This window comes from Peptacetobacter hiranonis (assembly GCF_008151785.1).
GTDB classification, from domain to species: Bacteria; Bacillota; Clostridia; order Peptostreptococcales; family Peptostreptococcaceae; genus Peptacetobacter; species Peptacetobacter hiranonis.
This window is the reverse complement of sequence record NZ_CP036523.1, coordinates 2,150,349-2,167,897: the sequence shown is the minus strand read 5'-3', so window position 1 is coordinate 2,167,897 and position 17,549 is coordinate 2,150,349. Positions and strand designations below refer to the sequence as shown.

At 29.7% G+C, this 17,549-nt stretch carries 19 protein-coding genes; 17 read left to right on the top strand and 2 right to left on the bottom strand.

Features of this window, described 5'->3' with window-relative positions; genetic code table 11:
* Nucleotides 1–162: 162 nt before the first annotated feature.
* Nucleotides 163–1,713 carry an ABC-F family ATP-binding cassette domain-containing protein gene (locus KGNDJEFE_RS10090; RefSeq protein WP_006440719.1) on the top strand — a complete coding sequence of 517 codons (1,551 nt, stop codon included), beginning with the start codon at nucleotides 163–165 and terminating at the stop codon, nucleotides 1,711–1,713.
* Nucleotides 1,714–1,757: 44 nt separating this feature from the next.
* Nucleotides 1,758–2,396 (top strand): TIGR01906 family membrane protein, encoded by a 639-nt coding sequence (locus KGNDJEFE_RS10085; protein WP_006440720.1) that lies wholly within the window; start codon nucleotides 1,758–1,760, stop codon nucleotides 2,394–2,396.
* A 92-nt stretch (nucleotides 2,397–2,488) separates the two neighbouring features.
* Here the strand turns inward: KGNDJEFE_RS10085 and KGNDJEFE_RS10080 are convergent, their stop codons facing one another.
* Nucleotides 2,489–2,749 (bottom strand): cysteine-rich small domain-containing protein, encoded by a 261-nt coding sequence (locus KGNDJEFE_RS10080; protein ID WP_006440721.1) that lies wholly within the window; start codon nucleotides 2,747–2,749, stop codon nucleotides 2,489–2,491.
* A 522-nt stretch (nucleotides 2,750–3,271) separates the two neighbouring features.
* Here KGNDJEFE_RS10080 and hflX point away from each other — a divergent pair.
* From hflX to rbr, 15 genes are all read left to right on the top strand, one after another.
* The gene (gene hflX / locus KGNDJEFE_RS10075) at nucleotides 3,272–4,582 is read left to right on the top strand and encodes a GTPase HflX (RefSeq protein ID WP_006440722.1); all 1,311 of its coding nucleotides are present in this window, start codon (nucleotides 3,272–3,274) and stop codon (nucleotides 4,580–4,582) included.
* Between the two features lie 25 nt (nucleotides 4,583–4,607).
* Entirely contained in the window at nucleotides 4,608–5,627 is a 1,020-nt protein-coding gene (locus KGNDJEFE_RS10070; protein WP_006440723.1) for a HEAT repeat domain-containing protein, read from the top strand.
* 62 nt (nucleotides 5,628–5,689) lie between these two features.
* Nucleotides 5,690–6,109: an NUDIX domain-containing protein gene (locus KGNDJEFE_RS10065; protein WP_006440724.1), complete on the top strand. Its 420-nt coding sequence runs from the start codon at nucleotides 5,690–5,692 to the stop codon at nucleotides 6,107–6,109.
* A gap of 148 nt (nucleotides 6,110–6,257) precedes the next feature.
* Nucleotides 6,258–6,686 (top strand): PPC domain-containing DNA-binding protein, encoded by a 429-nt coding sequence (locus KGNDJEFE_RS10060; protein ID WP_006440725.1) that lies wholly within the window; start codon nucleotides 6,258–6,260, stop codon nucleotides 6,684–6,686.
* A gap of 20 nt (nucleotides 6,687–6,706) precedes the next feature.
* Complete coding sequence (locus KGNDJEFE_RS10055; protein ID WP_006440726.1) at nucleotides 6,707–7,354, top strand: YigZ family protein; 648 nt, start codon at nucleotides 6,707–6,709, stop codon at nucleotides 7,352–7,354.
* 11 nt (nucleotides 7,355–7,365) lie between these two features.
* Nucleotides 7,366–8,121, top strand: a complete 756-nt coding sequence (gene nadE / locus KGNDJEFE_RS10050) for an NAD(+) synthase (RefSeq protein ID WP_040410655.1) — start codon at nucleotides 7,366–7,368, stop codon at nucleotides 8,119–8,121.
* Between the two features lie 63 nt (nucleotides 8,122–8,184).
* A complete protein-coding gene (locus KGNDJEFE_RS10045; RefSeq protein WP_006440728.1) occupies nucleotides 8,185–8,907 on the top strand; it encodes a YebC/PmpR family DNA-binding transcriptional regulator in 723 nt (240 codons plus the stop codon).
* Between the two features lie 152 nt (nucleotides 8,908–9,059).
* Nucleotides 9,060–9,611, top strand: a complete 552-nt coding sequence (locus tag KGNDJEFE_RS10040) for a DUF3592 domain-containing protein (RefSeq protein WP_006440729.1) — start codon at nucleotides 9,060–9,062, stop codon at nucleotides 9,609–9,611.
* 39 nt (nucleotides 9,612–9,650) lie between these two features.
* Nucleotides 9,651–11,459, top strand: coding sequence for an Hsp70 family protein (locus KGNDJEFE_RS10035; protein WP_006440730.1), 1,809 nt, complete (start codon nucleotides 9,651–9,653; stop codon nucleotides 11,457–11,459).
* On the top strand, nucleotides 11,456–12,739 hold the full coding sequence (locus KGNDJEFE_RS10030; protein WP_006440731.1) for a J domain-containing protein: 1,284 nt from the start codon (nucleotides 11,456–11,458) through the stop codon (nucleotides 12,737–12,739). The genes KGNDJEFE_RS10035 and KGNDJEFE_RS10030 overlap by 4 nt, the downstream gene beginning before the upstream one ends.
* Nucleotides 12,740–12,893: 154 nt before the next feature.
* A complete protein-coding gene (locus KGNDJEFE_RS10025; RefSeq protein WP_006440732.1) occupies nucleotides 12,894–13,196 on the top strand; it encodes a hypothetical protein in 303 nt (100 codons plus the stop codon).
* A gap of 341 nt (nucleotides 13,197–13,537) precedes the next feature.
* Nucleotides 13,538–14,311, top strand: a complete 774-nt coding sequence (locus KGNDJEFE_RS10020) for a hypothetical protein (protein ID WP_006440733.1) — start codon at nucleotides 13,538–13,540, stop codon at nucleotides 14,309–14,311.
* 20 nt (nucleotides 14,312–14,331) lie between these two features.
* A complete protein-coding gene (locus KGNDJEFE_RS10015; protein ID WP_006440734.1) occupies nucleotides 14,332–14,799 on the top strand; it encodes an HAD family hydrolase in 468 nt (155 codons plus the stop codon).
* 241 nt (nucleotides 14,800–15,040) lie between these two features.
* Complete coding sequence (locus KGNDJEFE_RS10010; RefSeq protein WP_006440735.1) at nucleotides 15,041–15,451, top strand: universal stress protein; 411 nt, start codon at nucleotides 15,041–15,043, stop codon at nucleotides 15,449–15,451.
* A gap of 101 nt (nucleotides 15,452–15,552) precedes the next feature.
* Nucleotides 15,553–16,092, top strand: coding sequence for a rubrerythrin (gene rbr, locus KGNDJEFE_RS10005; protein ID WP_006440736.1), 540 nt, complete (start codon nucleotides 15,553–15,555; stop codon nucleotides 16,090–16,092).
* A 53-nt stretch (nucleotides 16,093–16,145) separates the two neighbouring features.
* Here the strand turns inward: rbr and KGNDJEFE_RS10000 are convergent, their stop codons facing one another.
* Nucleotides 16,146–17,261: a DEAD/DEAH box helicase gene (locus KGNDJEFE_RS10000; RefSeq protein WP_006440737.1), complete on the bottom strand. Its 1,116-nt coding sequence runs from the start codon at nucleotides 17,259–17,261 to the stop codon at nucleotides 16,146–16,148.
* Between the last annotated feature and the right edge of the window lie 288 nt (nucleotides 17,262–17,549).

The window sequence follows — 17,549 nt, the reverse complement described above, 5'->3', positions numbered from 1 at the left end:
AAATGTTGGGTATTCTTACAGAAAAACAAATAAAGTGTGCGGAAGTCTTGAAATAAAGCGAAAAAAAATATATTATAATGTAAGTCGGCAATTATTGCTTACAATTATATGTGAATATAAAAATTGATATAAAAAATAAAAAAGTATTTAAGAGGAGGAAAAATGTTAGTAGTTGAAAATGTTAGCCATGGATTTGGCGCTAGGGTAATACTTGAAAACGTATCATTCAGAATAAGAAAAGGTGAGCATATAGCACTAGTAGGTGCTAATGGTGAAGGAAAGTCGAGCTTCCTTAATATAATAACTAAAAAATTAATGCCAGATGCAGGTAATATAAAATGGTCATCAAGAGTTACAGTTGGTTATTTAGATCAGCATACAGTACTTGGAAAAGGAAAAACAATAAGAGAGGTTTTAAGAGAGGCATTCCAGCATATGTTCGACTTAGAGCAGGAAATGTTACAGATGTACGAAAAAATGGGAGATGCATCTGATGAAGAAATGGCTGCACTTATGGAAGATACTGCAGAAATACAGACTATACTTGAACACAGTGGATTCTATACAATAGATGCAAAAATACAGGAGGTTGCAAACGGACTAGGACTTGGAGAAATAGGACTAGATAGAGATGTAACTGACCTTAGTGGTGGACAGAGAACAAAAGTACTTTTAACTAAGTTACTTCTTGAAAACCCAACAATATTAATACTAGACGAGCCTACAAACTACTTAGATGAAGAACATATAGTATGGCTTACTAGATATCTACAGGAATATGAAAATGCATTCGTACTAGTTTCTCACGATATAAGCTTTATAAATGATACTTGTAACGTTGTTTACCACCTTGAAAATGGTGAATTAAACAGATACAAAGGAAACTATGATGAATTTGAAAGATTAAATGAAATCAAGAAAAGACAGGAAGAACAGGCTTACGAAAAACAGGTTAAAGAAAGAGAAAAACTTGAAGACTTCATAGCTAGAAACAAGGCTAGAGTTGCAACAAGAGGTATGGCAAACTCAAGACAGAAACAGCTTGATAAGATGGAAATACTTGAAAGACCAAAGGAAAAAATAAAACCTACTTTCAACTTTAGAAATGCTAGAGCTGCAGGAAAGATAATATTTGAAACTAAAGATCTTGTACTAGGATATAATGAGCCACTTACAAAACCACTTAACTTCCAGCTTGAAAGAGGTAAAAAAATAGCATTAAAAGGTATGAATGGTATAGGTAAATCTACACTTCTAAAAACTCTTTTAGGTATGATAAAACCATATGACGGTGAAGTTAAACTAGGTGACTATCTAGAGGTAGGTTACTTTGAACAGGAAAGTTCAACAGAAAATAACAATACCGCTATGGATGAAATATGGCAGGAATATCCAGGTCTTACTAATTATGAAGTAAGACAGGCACTTGCAAAATGTGGATTAACTAATGAACACATAACTAGCTTAGTTAGAGTACTTAGTGGGGGAGAAGCAGCGAAAGTTAGACTATGTAAAATAATGCTAAAAGATATAAACTTCCTAGTACTTGACGAACCTACTAACCACCTTGATGTGGATGCTAAGGAAGAGCTTAAAAAAGCAATAAAAGAATTCAAGGGAACAGTACTTTTAGTATCTCATGAACCAGAATTCTACATGGACTTTGTAGATGATGTATGGAATATAGAAGACTTTACTACAAAAATAGTTTAATAAAAAAATAGAGATTAAAAACTAACTAAAACCTGGGTGATAATATGAAAAAGGTATTTATGAATATATGCTCTTTTTTAGTTACTATAGCTATAATTTCTATGGCTGCTGTAACTGCATTGAATTTTAGAGAAATATATTATATTGATGTATATAGACTAGATATTCCGGAAATGTCTGGATATACTGAACAAGAAATAATTGAAAACTACAATTATTTAATAGACTATAATACTAGTTTTGATGATAAAGAATTTAAATTGCCAAGTATGAAATTCTCGAGAGAAGGTAAGATACATTTTGAAGAAGTTAGAAATATATTTCACTCATTATACTACATAATGGGAATCGGGTTGTTAGCATTTATAGCTATTATTTATGAAGCATTTAAGGGAAGAACAAAACCTCTTAAAAATGTACTAAAGATGTTAATAATTCTTCCAGTTATTGTTGCAATACCGATGATGGTGGCTTTTGACAAGGTATTTGTACTTTTCCATAAGATAATGTTTAGAAATGACTACTGGATATTTGACCCAGTACTTGATCCAGTAATAAATATACTTCCAGAAGAATTTTTCTATCACGAGGCATTACTTATCGTCAGTCTAACTGTGATTATGTGGATAGCATTGCTTATAGCATATAGAATTTTTTCAGATAGAGTGGAAAAACAGAGCTAAATTTAGTAAAAATATAAAAATTGTTGATAAAAAATGGGACTGTTGTATAAACTACAACAGTCCTTTTATTATGTATTTACAAAAATAAAAATTTATTTCTTTCTAGCAAGTTCAGATATTTCGCTAAATTTTTTCATTATATAATCAAAGTTCTTTTTATTATGTGGCAACATACAGTTGCTACAGTCTTTTATTCCTTTTTCTGTGTATTTAAAATTTCCACCGCAGTTTTTTCCAAGTGCATAAAGTGGACAGTAGCAGAAAAGACAGTTAAACTCATCAGGTTTGTCTGTTTTGTGGCATGGGAAAAATTCACAATTCTTGTGGCAGAAAAACTTATAATTTTCGCTCATAATATCCTCCTAATTAATTTATAAGATAATAATTATTATAAATTTAAAGTTTAATAATATACAATGCTATTTTATAAATTTGTTGACATTTTATGCTATCATAATATATACTTATTGTGATTTTAGTTTGAAGGGAGGCTTGCGTGTTATGAGAACTGTACGCTAATAAACAACAAAAAGTTGGTTTTCCACTCTACTTAGTAGGGATTTTTTGTCGTGCGTACATATATTACACGGAAGTCAGATATTATATGAGAATTGATTTTTAGATACTATATTTGTATATTATGATATGGATTTAGTATATATATCATATATTTTAAGGTGTATTTTATGATGCAGGTAGATATCCTTTGTGGAGCATTTACCTGCTTTTTTGTTGTTTATTCAAATAAAGGGCTATAATAAATATAGTAGTGATAATTTTTTTAGGATATAATATAATTAAATTTATTTATATACTGAAAGAATAGATAAAATTTTAATAAAAGAATAGAAATAAAGAGAATTAAGGAGGAAATTATGACGACTGAATTAGATATAAATTTACATGAACAGGTAGTTGAGAGAGCACTTCTTGTTGGAATGAACATAACTACTGTATCAAAAAGAATAGATGATATAGACATAAATGATTCTATGGAGGAATTAAAAGAACTAGCAAAGGCAGCAGGTGCGGAGATAGTTGGATCTGTAATACAGAATAGACCTGCTGTAGACGCTGCTTACTATATAGGAAAAGGGAAGGTTGAAGAGATAAAAGGATATTGTGAAGGTCTTGATGCGACATTAATAATATTCAATGATGAATTATCTGGTGCTCAGACTAGAAATATAGAAGACCTTACTGGAATAAAAACTATAGACAGAACAACTCTAATCCTTGATATATTTGCACAGAGAGCAAAAAGTAAAGAAGGTAAACTTCAGGTAGAATTAGCTCAGTTAAAATATAGACTACCAAGACTTTATGGAATGGGTGGAGCAATGAGTAGAACTGGTGCAGGTATAGGTACAAGAGGACCAGGGGAACAAAAACTTGAAATAGACAAAAGACACATATTAAATAGAGCTGCGGATATAAGAGCAGAACTAAAACTAGTTAAGAAAAATAGGGAAACTCAGAGAAATCAGAGAAAGAAATCTAATATACCTATAGTGGCATTAGTTGGATATACAAATGCTGGTAAATCGACTTTATTAAATGAGCTTATAAAAACTCACAAAGAATATGAAAGTGAAAAAGAAGTATTTGTAAAAGATATGCTTTTCGCAACACTAGATGTAACTTTAAGAAAAGCAGTACTTCCAAATAAAAGAGACTTTTTAGTAGTTGATACTGTTGGGTTTGTAAGTAAGCTACCACATGATTTAGTAGATGCATTTAAATCTACACTAGAAGAAGTTAATTATGCAGATTTAATTCTACATGTAATCGATGCTACAAATGATAGCTACGAAATTCAGAAAAAGACTACAGAAAAAGTATTAAAAGAACTTGGAGCAGACGATAAAAAGACTATATTAGTATATAACAAGGTAGATAAACTAGAACTTGATATATATCCAAAGAATCAGGATGATGTTGTATATATATCTGCAAAACAGGGAATAAATATGGACAAACTGCTTAATATGATAGAAAAAGCAGTTATGGAAAATACTTACGATGTAGAGCTTTTAATTCCTTATGATAGAGGAGATATATTCAGCAAATGCAAAGATAAGTACAATATAGATGAATTTGAATATCTTGGAGAGGGAACTAAGTTTAGAGTTGCACTTGATGAGGAAGACTTTGGAAAATATAAAGAATACATTGTTGAAAAATAAATTTATTTTAGATTGGGATGATTAGATGGAGATAAGCTGGGAAAATATTGATGAGCTTGAGGATTATCAGATAACCTATCTTTTGTATAAGGAATCTTTAAATGTAAATCAGATTGCAAAGGTTAGAAATCTATCTCCTCAAGATATCGCTGATCATTTAATAAAAATTCAGGTTGAAAAAAGAGAAGAAGACAGAAAAAAGGATACACTTGAACTATATCTAACATTAAATAAAGAGGAAAGGCTAGAGTATTTGGAGCAGCTAGACTCAGATGAGCTAACATATTTTAAGCGAAAAATACTCAGACTTATCCATATTGAAAAAGATATACGAAAACTTATGATTTTGGCATGGACTGCTGGAGAAATGAGAGATACAGAGTTTTTAGATTTTTTAGAAGGACTTGTAAATCATGAAAATGAGGATATGAAAAAAGTAGCAAATACAGCTATAAAAAAAATAAAAAATAAATCAAAAGAATCCAATAAAAGTGAAAAAGATAAAAAGCTTGAAGAAAATAAACCGATTAATCTAAATGAAAAAAATTTTGATAACAATACTGAAAAAGACGATGAATTACAAAGTTTTTTAGGTTTAGATAAAAATAAAAGACTTGATTTTTTAGATAGATTAAAACCGGAAAAAATGATATACTTTAAGAGAAAGGTGTACAAACGTATTCTTACAGAATATAACACAGATGACTTAATTGTTCTGATTTGGACAACTGGAGAATTAAAGGATGAAAACTTCTTAAAAATCCTACATAATCTCACTGAACATAGAAATTCCGACGTCAGAAGAATTACATATTCTGCAATCAGAAAGATTGGTTCACCAAAGAGTCGAGAGGTTTTAGAACTAGGGCTTCTTGATTCAAATCCACAGACTAGACAGTACTGTGCGAAGGCTCTTTTAAAAGTTGGTAATAGACACAGTCTAAATATATTGAGAAATCTATATAGAGCAAGACAAGGTGTCGAAAAAGATTATGTACTTCGTGCATATAGAGAAGCGATAATCGAGTTAGAAAAGTCAGTTTAAGTTCTGACAATTATATTTTTCAAATCATACGCAGGTGCGTATATTTATAGGAGGGATTCGATATGATAGTAAGACGTTGTGCAGGTGGTGTGGTATTCCACGCAAATCAGGTGTTATTAGTGAAAAATGACAGAGGTGAATGGACTCTTCCAAAAGGAAAAATATCTGGAATGTACATGGCTCAGGAAAGCGCTATAGCAAGAGTAAAAGATGAAACTGGTATAGATGCTAAATTACTAGATATAGCTGGAGATACTATATATGAGTTCTTCTCAAGAAGTAGACAGCAGAGAGTTTGTAATGCCATAAACTGGTTTATAATGGACGCTCCTAACACAGAATGCAAAATAAGTTCTGAATTTTTAGAAGGCGGATTCTACAAAGTTAAAGATGCTCTTGAAATGTTAAATCATAACAAAGAAAAATCTTTAGTTGAAATCTCATACAAAAAATATAAAGAAGTAAAGAAAATAGCAGACTAATCATATCTAACCGAAAGGCTGATATCAACTTTGAAGCGGAAAACTACCACGCAGTTGCGTGGTAGTTTTTTTATGCGTTCACATATTTATAAAACTAATATATAATAAAATATAGTAGTTAAATATAAAAAAGAGGAGATGTTTCAAAATGGAATATATAAAATCAGGAAACACAATAGCAGTTCGCATAGACTATGATGAAGAGGTAATGGAAAAGTTAACAGAACTTTGTAAAAAAGAAAATATTACTTCAGCAGCAGTTTCTGGAATAGGTGCTACAAAATTAGCAGAATTAGGATTATATAATATAGAAACAAAGGAGTATAAAGTAACTTCTTATACTGGACTTTATGAAGTTGGTTCATTTATGGGTAATATAACTCAGAAAGATGGAGAACCATATTTACATATGCATATAACTATAGGTGATCCAGAAAAAAATGAGGTGCATAGTGGCCACTTAAATAAAGCAGTTATAGGTGCTACAAGTGAAATATTTGTAACTGTATTTGATAAAAAAATAGGTCGTCAGCTTGATGAAAAAACAGGAATAAATATTTTTGAATTTGAAAAATAAGAATTTGAAAGGGGATTTCTATGAATTCGTATAGAACTATCTACGAATATGGATGTGATGAATTCACAGAAGAGAGATCGAGATTTATAGGATATGCAAAACCTATAAATAGTGAGGAAGAAGCTGTTGAATTTGTCGACGAAATAAAGAAAAAGCATAAAGATGCAACTCATAATGTATGGGCTTATACAGTAGGACCTACTATGAATATTCAGAGATACAGCGATGATGGAGAACCACAGGGAACAGCTGGAATACCAGCACTTGAGGTTATTAAAAAAGAAGATTTAAGAGATGTTGTAGTTGTAATAACTAGATATTTTGGTGGCATAAAGCTTGGTGCAGGAGGACTTGTAAGAGCATATACAAGAGGCGCAAAAATTGGTTTAGAAGCAGGAAAAATAATAGATAGAATATGGTATCAGGAAGTTAAAATAAAAGTAGACTACAATCAGATAGGTAGAGTTCAGAATGAAATAATGAACTTAGGATATTTTGTAAAAAATACTATATATCTTGAAGATGTAGAATTTATAATATATTCTAAACCTGAAGATACACAAAAGCTTACAGATAGAATAACTGATATAACAAATGGTACAGCAAATATTTCATTTGGTGAGGAATTCTATTTAAGTGAAAATAATGGAGAAATAATACTTGATTAATGGGGGAAAAAATGAGTACTAGAGCAGAACAGATTGAAAAAACAGTAGAATGGTTACAGGACAAAGTAAAAGAAGCACATGCTAGAGGATTAATAGTTGGTGTATCTGGTGGTATAGACTCTGCAGTTGTGGCATATCTTATTAAAAAAGCATGCCCAAATGATTCTATGGGTGTAATAATGAGTATAAAATCAAATCCAGCAGATAGAGTAGATGCTATGAAAGTTATAGATGGATGTGGAATAGAATACATGGATCTTGAATTAGCAGAACCACACAAATTAATATTAGATACAGTGACAGATAATCTAAAAGAAAAAGGATTATTTAAAGAAGAATATCTAAGAATGACTGATGCTAATCTTAGAGCTAGAATAAGAATGAGTACAATATATACAATAGCAAATGATTTAGGATATTTAGTTGTAGGAACAGACAATGCAGCAGAACTTCACACTGGATACTTTACTAAACATGGAGATGGTGGTGTTGATATACTTCCACTTGCAAATCTTACAAAGGGTGAAGTATTTGAATGGGCTAAAGAATTAGGAATACACGAAGATCTAATAAATAAAGCTCCATCAGCTGGACTATGGGAAGGGCAGACTGACGAAAACGAAATGGGAACTACATATAAATATATAGATGCTGTTTTAGAAGGCAGAAGAGATGAAGTTCCAGCAGAACATCTTGAAATAATAGACAGATTACACAGAAATAGTGAACACAAAAGACATACTGCTGCAAAACCACCTAAATTCTAATTTACTATTGCAAAAATTTATGATAGAATTTTAAGGTGAGTAAATAACAGAAGGAGTGGAATTATGGGACGTATAGGAAACATAATAAATAGAAAAGGAAAACAGGATGCTCAGAGAGCAAAAGTATTTACAAAACATGCTAGAGCAATAGCAGTTGCTGCTAAAGATGGTGGAGGAGATCCAGAATATAATGCAGCTTTAAAAACAGCTATAGAAAAAGCTAAAGCTGACAACATGCCTAATGATAATATAGATAGAGCTATAGCAAAAGGTACAGGTGCTGGAAACTCTGAAAGCTACGAAACAATAGTATACGAAGGATATGGACCAGGTGGGGTTGCAGTAATAGTTAACGCACTTACTGACAACAAAAATAGAACAGCTGGTAACATAAGATACTACTTCGATAAAAATGGTGGTAACTTAGGTACTTCAGGATGCGTATCTTTCATGTTCGATAGAAAAGGACAGATATTAGTTGCAGCTGAAGATGGTGTAAGCGAAGAAGAATTAATGGATGCAGCTTTAGAAGCTGGAGCAGAAGATTTCATAGTTGAAGAAGATGGATTTGAAGTAATAACTGAACCTAATGACTTCGCAGCAGTTAGAGATGCATTAAAAGAAGCTGGATACGAATTTATATCAGCTGACGTTAAAATGATACCTCAGACAACTACTGAATTAACAGAAGATGGTCAGCGTAATGCTATGGAAAAATTAATAGATATGCTTGAAGATGACGATGATGTTCAGGATATCTACCACAACTGGGAAATAACAGAATAATAATTTAAATAAAAAAAGTACTTCTAGTAATAGAAGTACTTTTTTTGTTATATAGAATTACTAAATATATTTAAATATATTATAAAAAAACGTTTACCTAGATAAAAATAAATGAGATAATAAAAAAAAGAGATAAGTTCGGAGGAATTGGTATGCTTAAGATAGGATTACTTATCATTGGACTAGGAATTTTTATAATAGCTATGTCTAGTAGTAAATATAGCAAAAGTGAAAAGGACTCTAGGAAAGTTGGAGTTGCTATTACGGTATTTGGAATAGTATTTCTTGCAACTGGACTAGATAGTTCTGGAAGGGCGAGTTTTGCACTTATTGGAATAACTTTTGGTGGATTTATGGTATATGCAGGTGTAGAGGAGATAAAAATTATATTGAAATGTAATCAAACAGTTGATGCAAAACTAGAAGGATTTATAGAGAAAACAGGAAGAAGTAGTATTTATTTTCCTATAATGAGCTTTAATTACAATGGTAGAAAATACAAGATAAAATCAGATAATTCTATGTATGAAGGAGCTATGAAATTATATCAAGATAGTGAAATTCATACTGTTTATATAAACCCAAATGATCCAAGTCAAATGAGATACAATAGAAAGCCATCAATATACATATATACTGGATTTATACTTGGATTGATATTTTTAATAATGGGGTTAAAAGTTTTGATAACTGGTAGAATTTAAAATATAAAATCAAATTTTAAGAAAAGGAGCGTTGATATTATGGCTGTGATAGGTATAGATTTAGGTACTACAAATAGTATAGCTGTTGTTTTTAGAAATGGAGAAGTAGAGATGATACCTAATTCATTTGGCGAATATCTAACTCCAAGTGTAGTTACAATAGAAAACAAAGAACTTATAGTCGGAAAAATAGCTAAACAAAAGCTAGTTACAAATCCAGAAAATACAACGTCTCTTTTTAAAAGAGATATGGGTACTAACAAAACAATAAAGCTTGGTAAAAATAAATATCTTCCACAGGAATTATCTGCATTAGTACTGAAACAACTGATAAATGATGCAGAAAAATATCTAAATGAAAAAGTAGAAGAAGTTGTTATAAGTGTACCTGCGTATTTCAATGCAAAGCAGAGAAGGGCTACAAAACTAGCAGGAGAAATTATAGGAGTAAAGGTTGATAGGTTAATAAATGAGCCATCTGCAGCAGCTATTGCCTGCCACGAAGAAGAATTTGAAACATTTGTAGTATTTGACTTTGGAGGAGGAACTCTAGATGTTTCTGTTGTAGATTGTTTTGAAAATGTAGTCAGTATATGCTCGATAGCTGGAAATAATCAATTAGGTGGAATTGATTTTGATAAAGCAATTGCAATGCATTTTTGTCAACAAAATAAAATTGACTACAATTCTCTTTTAAGAGCAGAAAAAGAAAGTTTATTCTTAGCAGCAGAAAGAGTGAAAATAGCATTACAAGATAATGAAGAAGCAACAATGAGCCTATCTATAAGAGGAAAATTATATTCAGTGAAAATTACAAATGAAATACTATCTCTAATATCTAAACCTATTTTAGATGAGATAAGAGAGGTTATAAGAAGGGCTGTAAAAGACAGTGGATTTGTCCCTTCTGATATAGATAGAATGATAATGGTAGGTGGATCTAGCTATATGCCTATAGTTAGAGATTATTTAGAAAAATTATTGAAAATACCAGTTGAGTCAGCTGAAGATATAGACTATATGGTTGCTATGGGACTTGGAAAATATCTAGGAATAAAACAAAGATGCAGTGAAGTAAAAGATTTAGTCGTTACAGATATTTGTCCATTTTCACTTAGTACACCTATTGTAAATGAATCTGATTCAAGTAAACCTTTAGCAAAAGTTATAATACCTAAAAATACAGTGTTACCTTCAAGTAGAACTGTAACTCTTCAAGCATATAGAAGAGGTCAAAATAATATAAGTATATCTGTTTATCAAGGAGAAGAAATGTACGAAAATGACAATATTCTTCTTGGGCATACAAAGGTAAAAATACCTAGAAATTATAAAGAAAATGAGCAGTTCAATATAACATATTCATACGATATAAATAGTATGCTATATGTAGAAGTAGAAATAATATCAACAGGTGAAAAAAGTGTATTTATAATAGGTGATGATAAAAAACTAGAGTCTATAAAAGAGGGTAACCAGTTAAATGCTATCAAGGAGATATCTATAAAATTAAATAGCAATCCAGAGTATGAAGCATGTATTGAAAGAGCAAGGAGAATATATAAAGAATTATCTCCAGAATTGAAACGTATGCTTCAAGAAAGAATGGAATCTCTTGAAATTATGTACAAAGATTGTGTAAATAATATACAGAAAAAGAGAGCTATTGTAGAGGAAATGGAAAGATTACTTGATGTATTTGATAGTATTTCAGAGTTTAATGAATCAGATATATTCTCCGATTTTGGAATAGATGACAATAGTATTGAAGATAAGGATATAGAGGAAAAAGATATTAAAGAGAAAGATATTAAAATAATAGATGGTACAGGAGGTCGCTTGTCGTGATAGAGAGTATTTGGGATATTTTGGGGATAGATCCGACAACTGACAAGAAAAAAATTAAAAAGGCATATGCAGAAAAAACAAAGGTATATCATCCTGAGGATTATCCGGAAGAATTTAAAATAGTTCAAGAGGCGTATCAATGGGCTATGAAATATGCTAGTAAATCTGTGTTAGATGATGAGGATCTAGAAATTGGTATAAATACAAATAAAAGTACTGATGAAGTTATTGAAGTTAATAAGAAAGAAGAAAATAAGTCTATAGAGATTGACTATTCAAATTTAGAAGAAGAAGATTTTAAAATAAAAGATAATCGTAAAGAAAAAACTAATAAAAAATCTGAAACAAATAGTTCTAATAATAAAAAATCAAAAGACGGAGAAATCTTTAATGAGATATATAACGAAAGAACTAGAGATGATGAAGTAGATCAGATGAGGTATTTCTTAGATTATATAGAAAAGAAAATTCCTAAAAAAATAAACATGGAAATGTTTAAATTGATTTTATCAAACTCATATATAAAATCATATCTAGAGCATCCTGATTTTAAAACTAGATTTGAGGAAATAATGGTAAATAAATCTTATGCTGATACACTATACACAGAAAAGAAAATGTCTGAAATAGCTAGAAAATACAATCTATACAAGGTTGCAAGAGCTATAGATAAAGATACAAAGCGGAGATATATAGTTGGAATTAGGACGCCGGTATTTATGTTGGGTATAGCGGTGGCTGTATCTGGGATGTTTTTAAAAGTAGAGAGTAAAAAAGCAGAAAAAGCAGAGCAAATATCAAATAGTATAAATCAGAGTATAGAAAAAAGTGGTGAAACAGTACATAAGATAAGAGAATCTATGCTGAATACATCATTGATTGTAAATAAAGATTTTATTAATGGATATGATGTAACTGTAGATGAAGAAGATGGATACTATTCTATATTAGATAAAGATAAAAATACTATTTTAGGCAATGTAAGCAGGGTAGAGTTTACAATGTCAAATTTAATAATAGCATACCAAGCTGGTGAGTACAGCATAATTAATACAAGCAATGGAAACATAGCAAAAACAAAATATTCAGATATAAAATCAGCTGATATAATTAAAGATAATGATAAAAAATATGGAATAGTAGGAATGGAAAAGGACAAAATTTGGTATATAATCGATGAAAATGGCAACAAGATACAGAAGATTAGTGGAGAGCCTAATATTGGAAAAATAAAAGTCGAAATAAAAGATGGAAAAACTAGTTTTGTGAGTGAAAAGTAAATAAGTTAATTTAGTGAGATAACTATAAATTGGAAAAATCTATAGTTATCTCTTTTTTTATAGAAAAATGTTTATAGGTATAAAGAGGGGGTATAACCTAAATATAATTGAAACAGTATATTTTAATATAATTGTCTAAATAAGGGGGAGAAGTATGATTCAGGTAATATTAATTGTCTTCGTTGCAATGCTTATTTATTCATTTATGAAAGCAAAAAGAGAGGCAAGTATAATACAAGCGCAAAGAGATGCATTAAATGAAAAGAAAAATAAGGCTATAGAAAGCTTAAATATCAAAGAAAAAGTGTCTACTATAGACAAAGAAGATAGAGTGTTTATATTCACAGAAGATAAGGAAGTGTATGTATATAACTCAAATGATGGGTCAGTTGAAAAACTAGAAGGAATAAGAAAGATACTTTCAAAAAGAAGATATGAAAGTGTACAAGCTGGTTGAGCCACTTGCACACAACTACGAGACGTAGTTTTAGCAATAAAATTATCAAATGGTGAATATAAAAGCGAATTTGATCCAAATGAAGTTAAAAATGTTGAAAGATTTGAGGAATTAGTTCAGCAAGAATTAGGAATCTAATTATTTAAATTAGATAAATTAAAAAGATTGAAAATGCAAAATAGCATTAAATATATATAAATATTAAAAACTTATAAAAACCTTATTGTCAAACACATATGATTTACTTTCGTATGTGTTTCTTTTTTTAGATTGTTGTAATATTTTTTGAATGTTATAATAAAATCATAGTAAAAAACAATATATAGAAAGAGGATTTAATTATGAAAATAGCTTTAGATGAAGTGGAATCACTTTTAAATATGATAGAAAAAATAGAAATACACGAAAATAGAAAATTACTTAGAGTAGGTGCTGGTATAAAAGTACTTTATCGTGGGTACAAAGAGGATAGTAAAGATAAAACATTTATAGATGATGCAAGAGTAGATTTATTTTTAATATATGAAGAAGATGGAGAAGAGTACTTAACTAAGCTTACTCAGAAAGTTGGATACAGCACAATAAAATACACAAATAGTGCATTTAAAGTAGATGATTTATACGATGCCACAATAACAATAGACGATACTGAAAAATGGCGGTTAAATAAACAGGTAAAAGACTTTATAGAAGAATTTAAAGAGAAAAATTTCTTCAGTAAGGTTAGATATTTTACAGACAAAAATAGTGTAAATATGCTTGTTCAGGATATTTCTAAACTAAAGGAAATGACAATGTTTAGTAGATATACTGGTGAAGATATGACAAAAATAGAGTATATGACTAACTTTATGTATTATATAGAAAAAGAATTTAATGGTGTGAAAACTAGCGATATAGATAAGTATAAAATGGAAGAATTTGAAAATATGGACTTTATAGGATGGCTTATAAAATCTGGTGAGATGGGAGATTACCTAGAATGGAGAAGTGAAAAAACAGATCTAGGTGGATGTATAATTCAGGTAGATGAAGGAAAGGTTAATCCTAAAGTATTTGAAAAAATGCTAGAAAATGAAAATATAAGAGAATTAAATATAAAATTTAGACGTTAGTAATATTTTAGGGGGAAATTATGATAAAGGTAGATATTCCTGGAAGAGGAAAATATGAAATAGAAAATGCTGTATTTGATTATAATGGAACGGTAGCTGTAAATGGAGATATGAGCAAAAATACTCAGGAAAATTTAAAAAAACTTAGTGAATTTGTTAATATATACATTCTTACAGCGGATACATATGGTACTGTTAAGAAAAAATGTGAAAATCTTCCTGTATCGGTTGAAGTATTTCCAACTCATGATGCAGCAGACTATAAAGAAAAAATAGTAAAATCTCTTTCAGGGCAGAGTATATGCTTTGGAAATGGATACAATGATATAAAAATGTTTGATATAGCTGATTTATCTGTCTGCATAATAGAAGGAGAAGGATGTTCAGGAAAATTACTATCTCATAGCGATATTGTGGTTAATTCTATTGATGATGCATTTGGATTAGTGTTTAATACAGATAGAATAAAAGCAACTTTAAGAGGTTAAATGATTAAAGTTAAATATATTGGGTATTAATATAATATACAAATAATTAACTTCAATATAATTAAGTTTTAGCGACAAAAAATACATAGATAATTTGTAAACTAAACAAATATTAAAAAATATTTTTAAAAATTATTGATTATATTGCAAAAAAAGTTTTTTAGTGTTATCATAATATTAATAAAAGAATTTTTAGTAAATTTAGAAAACTTATTCTAGATTTTTGAAAGGAAGATGTGTTATGGCTAAAAAGAAAATATTAGTACCAATAGACGGAACTGAAAGAAGTATGCATTCTCTAGAGTTTATAAAAGGAATATTTGACAAAGATTCTGTAGATATCGAGATAATGAATGTCAAAGAACTAGTATTTATAGATGGCATATCACTATCTGAAGAAATTAAAAATTCTGAAGCATTAGGTAGAAAAATTCTAGATAAAGCAGAAGAAATAATGGAAGGATACAATGTTAGTGTATACTTCACATTTGGATACCCAGGTGATGAAATAATTAGAAAAGCAAAAGAAGACGATATAGACATAATTGTTATGACTAAATCAACTAAGAAGGGACTAACTAGAATGATAGGATCTGTTACAGCAAGTGTTGTAAAACAGGCTAAATGTATAGTTATGATAGTTCCAGAATAGGATATGAGAATATTAAATTAAGTGTAATATAGTAAATTTAACCCCATATTTTTAATATGGGGTTTCTATAAATTTAAAATAAAAAATAAGGGGGTTTTACAATGGAATTAAAAGGAAGTAGAACTGAACAGAACTTATTAACTGCATTTGCAGGGGAATCACAGGCAAGAAACAAATATGATTATTTTGCATCAAAAGCAAAAAAAGAAGGTTACAATGAAATAGGTGCAATATTTGCTGAAACTGCAGGCAATGAAAAAGAACACGCAAAAATATGGTTTAAATTATTAAATGGAATAAATTCAACTGAAGAAAATTTAAAAGCAGCTGCTGCAGGTGAAAACTACGAATGGACTGATATGTACGCAGGATTCGCTAAAGTAGCTAAAGAAGAAGGATTCGATCATATAGCATACTTATTTGAAGAAGTAGCTAAAATAGAAAAAGAACATGAAGAAAGATATCTTACTCTTTTAAAGAACTGCGAAGAAGAAAAAATATTTGAAAAAGACGCAGAAGTTACAGCTTGGGTATGTACTAATTGTGGACATATACACTTTGGTAAAAAAGCTCCAGAACTATGTCCGGTATGTGAACATCCAAAAGGATACTTCAAAGTTAAAGATGAATCTTACAAATAAAAACTAATATAAAAAAGCTGTTGCGATTTGCAACAGCTTTTTATATGAAATAATTAATTTTCTGTATCGTCAAATCTTACTTTTATTTTAAATCCTAGTTTGTTTTCTACATCTTCAAGTATTTTTGTATTTTTATCTGTTACAAATGCACAAGTATCTCCATTTTCTCCAGCACGTCCAGTTCTTCCTATTCTGTGGATGTAGTCCTCTGCAGTTTCTGGGAAGTCGTAGTTATATATATGTGTAACCCCAGTTATATCAAGTCCTCTAGATGCAACATCTGTTGCTATTAGATATTGAGTTTTCATATTTCTGAAGTTCTTCATAATTCTTTCTCTCTTTGCCTGAGAAATATCGCTATGTATTTTTTCGCAGTTATATCCTCTAGAACCCATATCTTCCTCTAGTTTATCAGCTCTTCTCTTAGTTCTACAGAAGATAATAGCCATAAAAGGATTATCCCCATCTAAAACCTTGCATAAACTGTCGAATTTTCTTCTATCTGTAGTTTTTACAATAGATTGGTTTATTTTTTCTAATGTTACTTCCTGACTTTTTATTTCGATAAAAGCAGGGTCGTTTGTATATCTATAGGCAAGTTTTTTAACTTGTGAATCCATTGTAGCAGAGAAGAAAAGAGACTGTCTTTTCTTATTTGTTTCTTTAAGAATTGCATCTATTTCATTTTTAAATCCCATAAGAAGCATCTGATCAGCTTCATCTAATATAAATATATCTAGATTTTTTAAGCTTATTGTTTTTCTATCTAAATGATCTAAAAGTCTACCAGGAGTAGCTATTACTAAGTGTATGTTTCCTTTTAGTTTATTTACCTGAGATTTTATATCCTTTCCTCCATAAGCAGATAATATATTTAATCCTAGTGGTTCCGCTAGTTTTTCAGCTTCGTTAGAAATCTGAAGTGCAAGTTCTCTTGTAGGAGTTAGGATAAGTGCAGAAACATCCTTTTTATTTTTGTTTATTTTTTCAAGCGTAGGAATTAAGAATGCAAGTGTTTTACCTGTTCCAGTCTGTGACTGAGCTATTACATCTCTACCGTCCTTTATAATACCTATACACTCTTCTTGAACTGGGGTAGGTTTTGTTATTCCAGATTTTTTTAAGATATCTATTATATCTTCTTTTATGTTCAAATCTTTAAAATCCATAATTGATGTCCTTTCAAATTAATATTATTTAATAAAATTTTAATAAATTAAAAATTACTTACTAAGCATTATAGACTATTATAACATGAAATATAGTTATTTAATGTAAATGAGTCAAAAAATGAATAATTGAGATAAAATTATTTGTATTGAATGTGAAAATAATGTTCTAATCTTTGGTTAAATCTTAGTAAAGTAAATTAAAAAAGCTGACAAATTATTAAAAATTAATAACAAATTGCAACTATAAAAAATAAAAATGTCAAAATAGAACTAAAAAAATGATTT

Bases quoted from the DNA above. Each gene is read 5' to 3' on its own strand.
- KGNDJEFE_RS10090 (WP_006440719.1), top strand. From the start codon at position 163: ATGTTAGTAGTTGAAAATGTTAGCCATGGATTTGGCGCTAGGGTAATA.
- KGNDJEFE_RS10085 (WP_006440720.1), top strand. From the start codon at position 1,758: ATGAAAAAGGTATTTATGAATATATGCTCTTTTTTAGTTACTATAGCT.
- KGNDJEFE_RS10080 (WP_006440721.1), bottom strand. From the start codon at position 2,749: ATGAGCGAAAATTATAAGTTTTTCTGCCACAAGAATTGTGAATTTTTC.
- hflX (WP_006440722.1), top strand. From the start codon at position 3,272: ATGACGACTGAATTAGATATAAATTTACATGAACAGGTAGTTGAGAGA.
- KGNDJEFE_RS10070 (WP_006440723.1), top strand. From the start codon at position 4,608: ATGGAGATAAGCTGGGAAAATATTGATGAGCTTGAGGATTATCAGATA.
- KGNDJEFE_RS10065 (WP_006440724.1), top strand. From the start codon at position 5,690: ATGATAGTAAGACGTTGTGCAGGTGGTGTGGTATTCCACGCAAATCAG.
- KGNDJEFE_RS10060 (WP_006440725.1), top strand. From the start codon at position 6,258: ATGGAATATATAAAATCAGGAAACACAATAGCAGTTCGCATAGACTAT.
- KGNDJEFE_RS10055 (WP_006440726.1), top strand. From the start codon at position 6,707: ATGAATTCGTATAGAACTATCTACGAATATGGATGTGATGAATTCACA.
- nadE (WP_040410655.1), top strand. From the start codon at position 7,366: ATGAGTACTAGAGCAGAACAGATTGAAAAAACAGTAGAATGGTTACAG.
- KGNDJEFE_RS10045 (WP_006440728.1), top strand. From the start codon at position 8,185: ATGGGACGTATAGGAAACATAATAAATAGAAAAGGAAAACAGGATGCT.
- KGNDJEFE_RS10040 (WP_006440729.1), top strand. From the start codon at position 9,060: ATGCTTAAGATAGGATTACTTATCATTGGACTAGGAATTTTTATAATA.
- KGNDJEFE_RS10035 (WP_006440730.1), top strand. From the start codon at position 9,651: ATGGCTGTGATAGGTATAGATTTAGGTACTACAAATAGTATAGCTGTT.
- KGNDJEFE_RS10025 (WP_006440732.1), top strand. From the start codon at position 12,894: ATGATTCAGGTAATATTAATTGTCTTCGTTGCAATGCTTATTTATTCA.
- KGNDJEFE_RS10020 (WP_006440733.1), top strand. From the start codon at position 13,538: ATGAAAATAGCTTTAGATGAAGTGGAATCACTTTTAAATATGATAGAA.
- KGNDJEFE_RS10015 (WP_006440734.1), top strand. From the start codon at position 14,332: ATGATAAAGGTAGATATTCCTGGAAGAGGAAAATATGAAATAGAAAAT.
- KGNDJEFE_RS10010 (WP_006440735.1), top strand. From the start codon at position 15,041: ATGGCTAAAAAGAAAATATTAGTACCAATAGACGGAACTGAAAGAAGT.
- rbr (WP_006440736.1), top strand. From the start codon at position 15,553: ATGGAATTAAAAGGAAGTAGAACTGAACAGAACTTATTAACTGCATTT.
- KGNDJEFE_RS10000 (WP_006440737.1), bottom strand. From the start codon at position 17,261: ATGGATTTTAAAGATTTGAACATAAAAGAAGATATAATAGATATCTTA.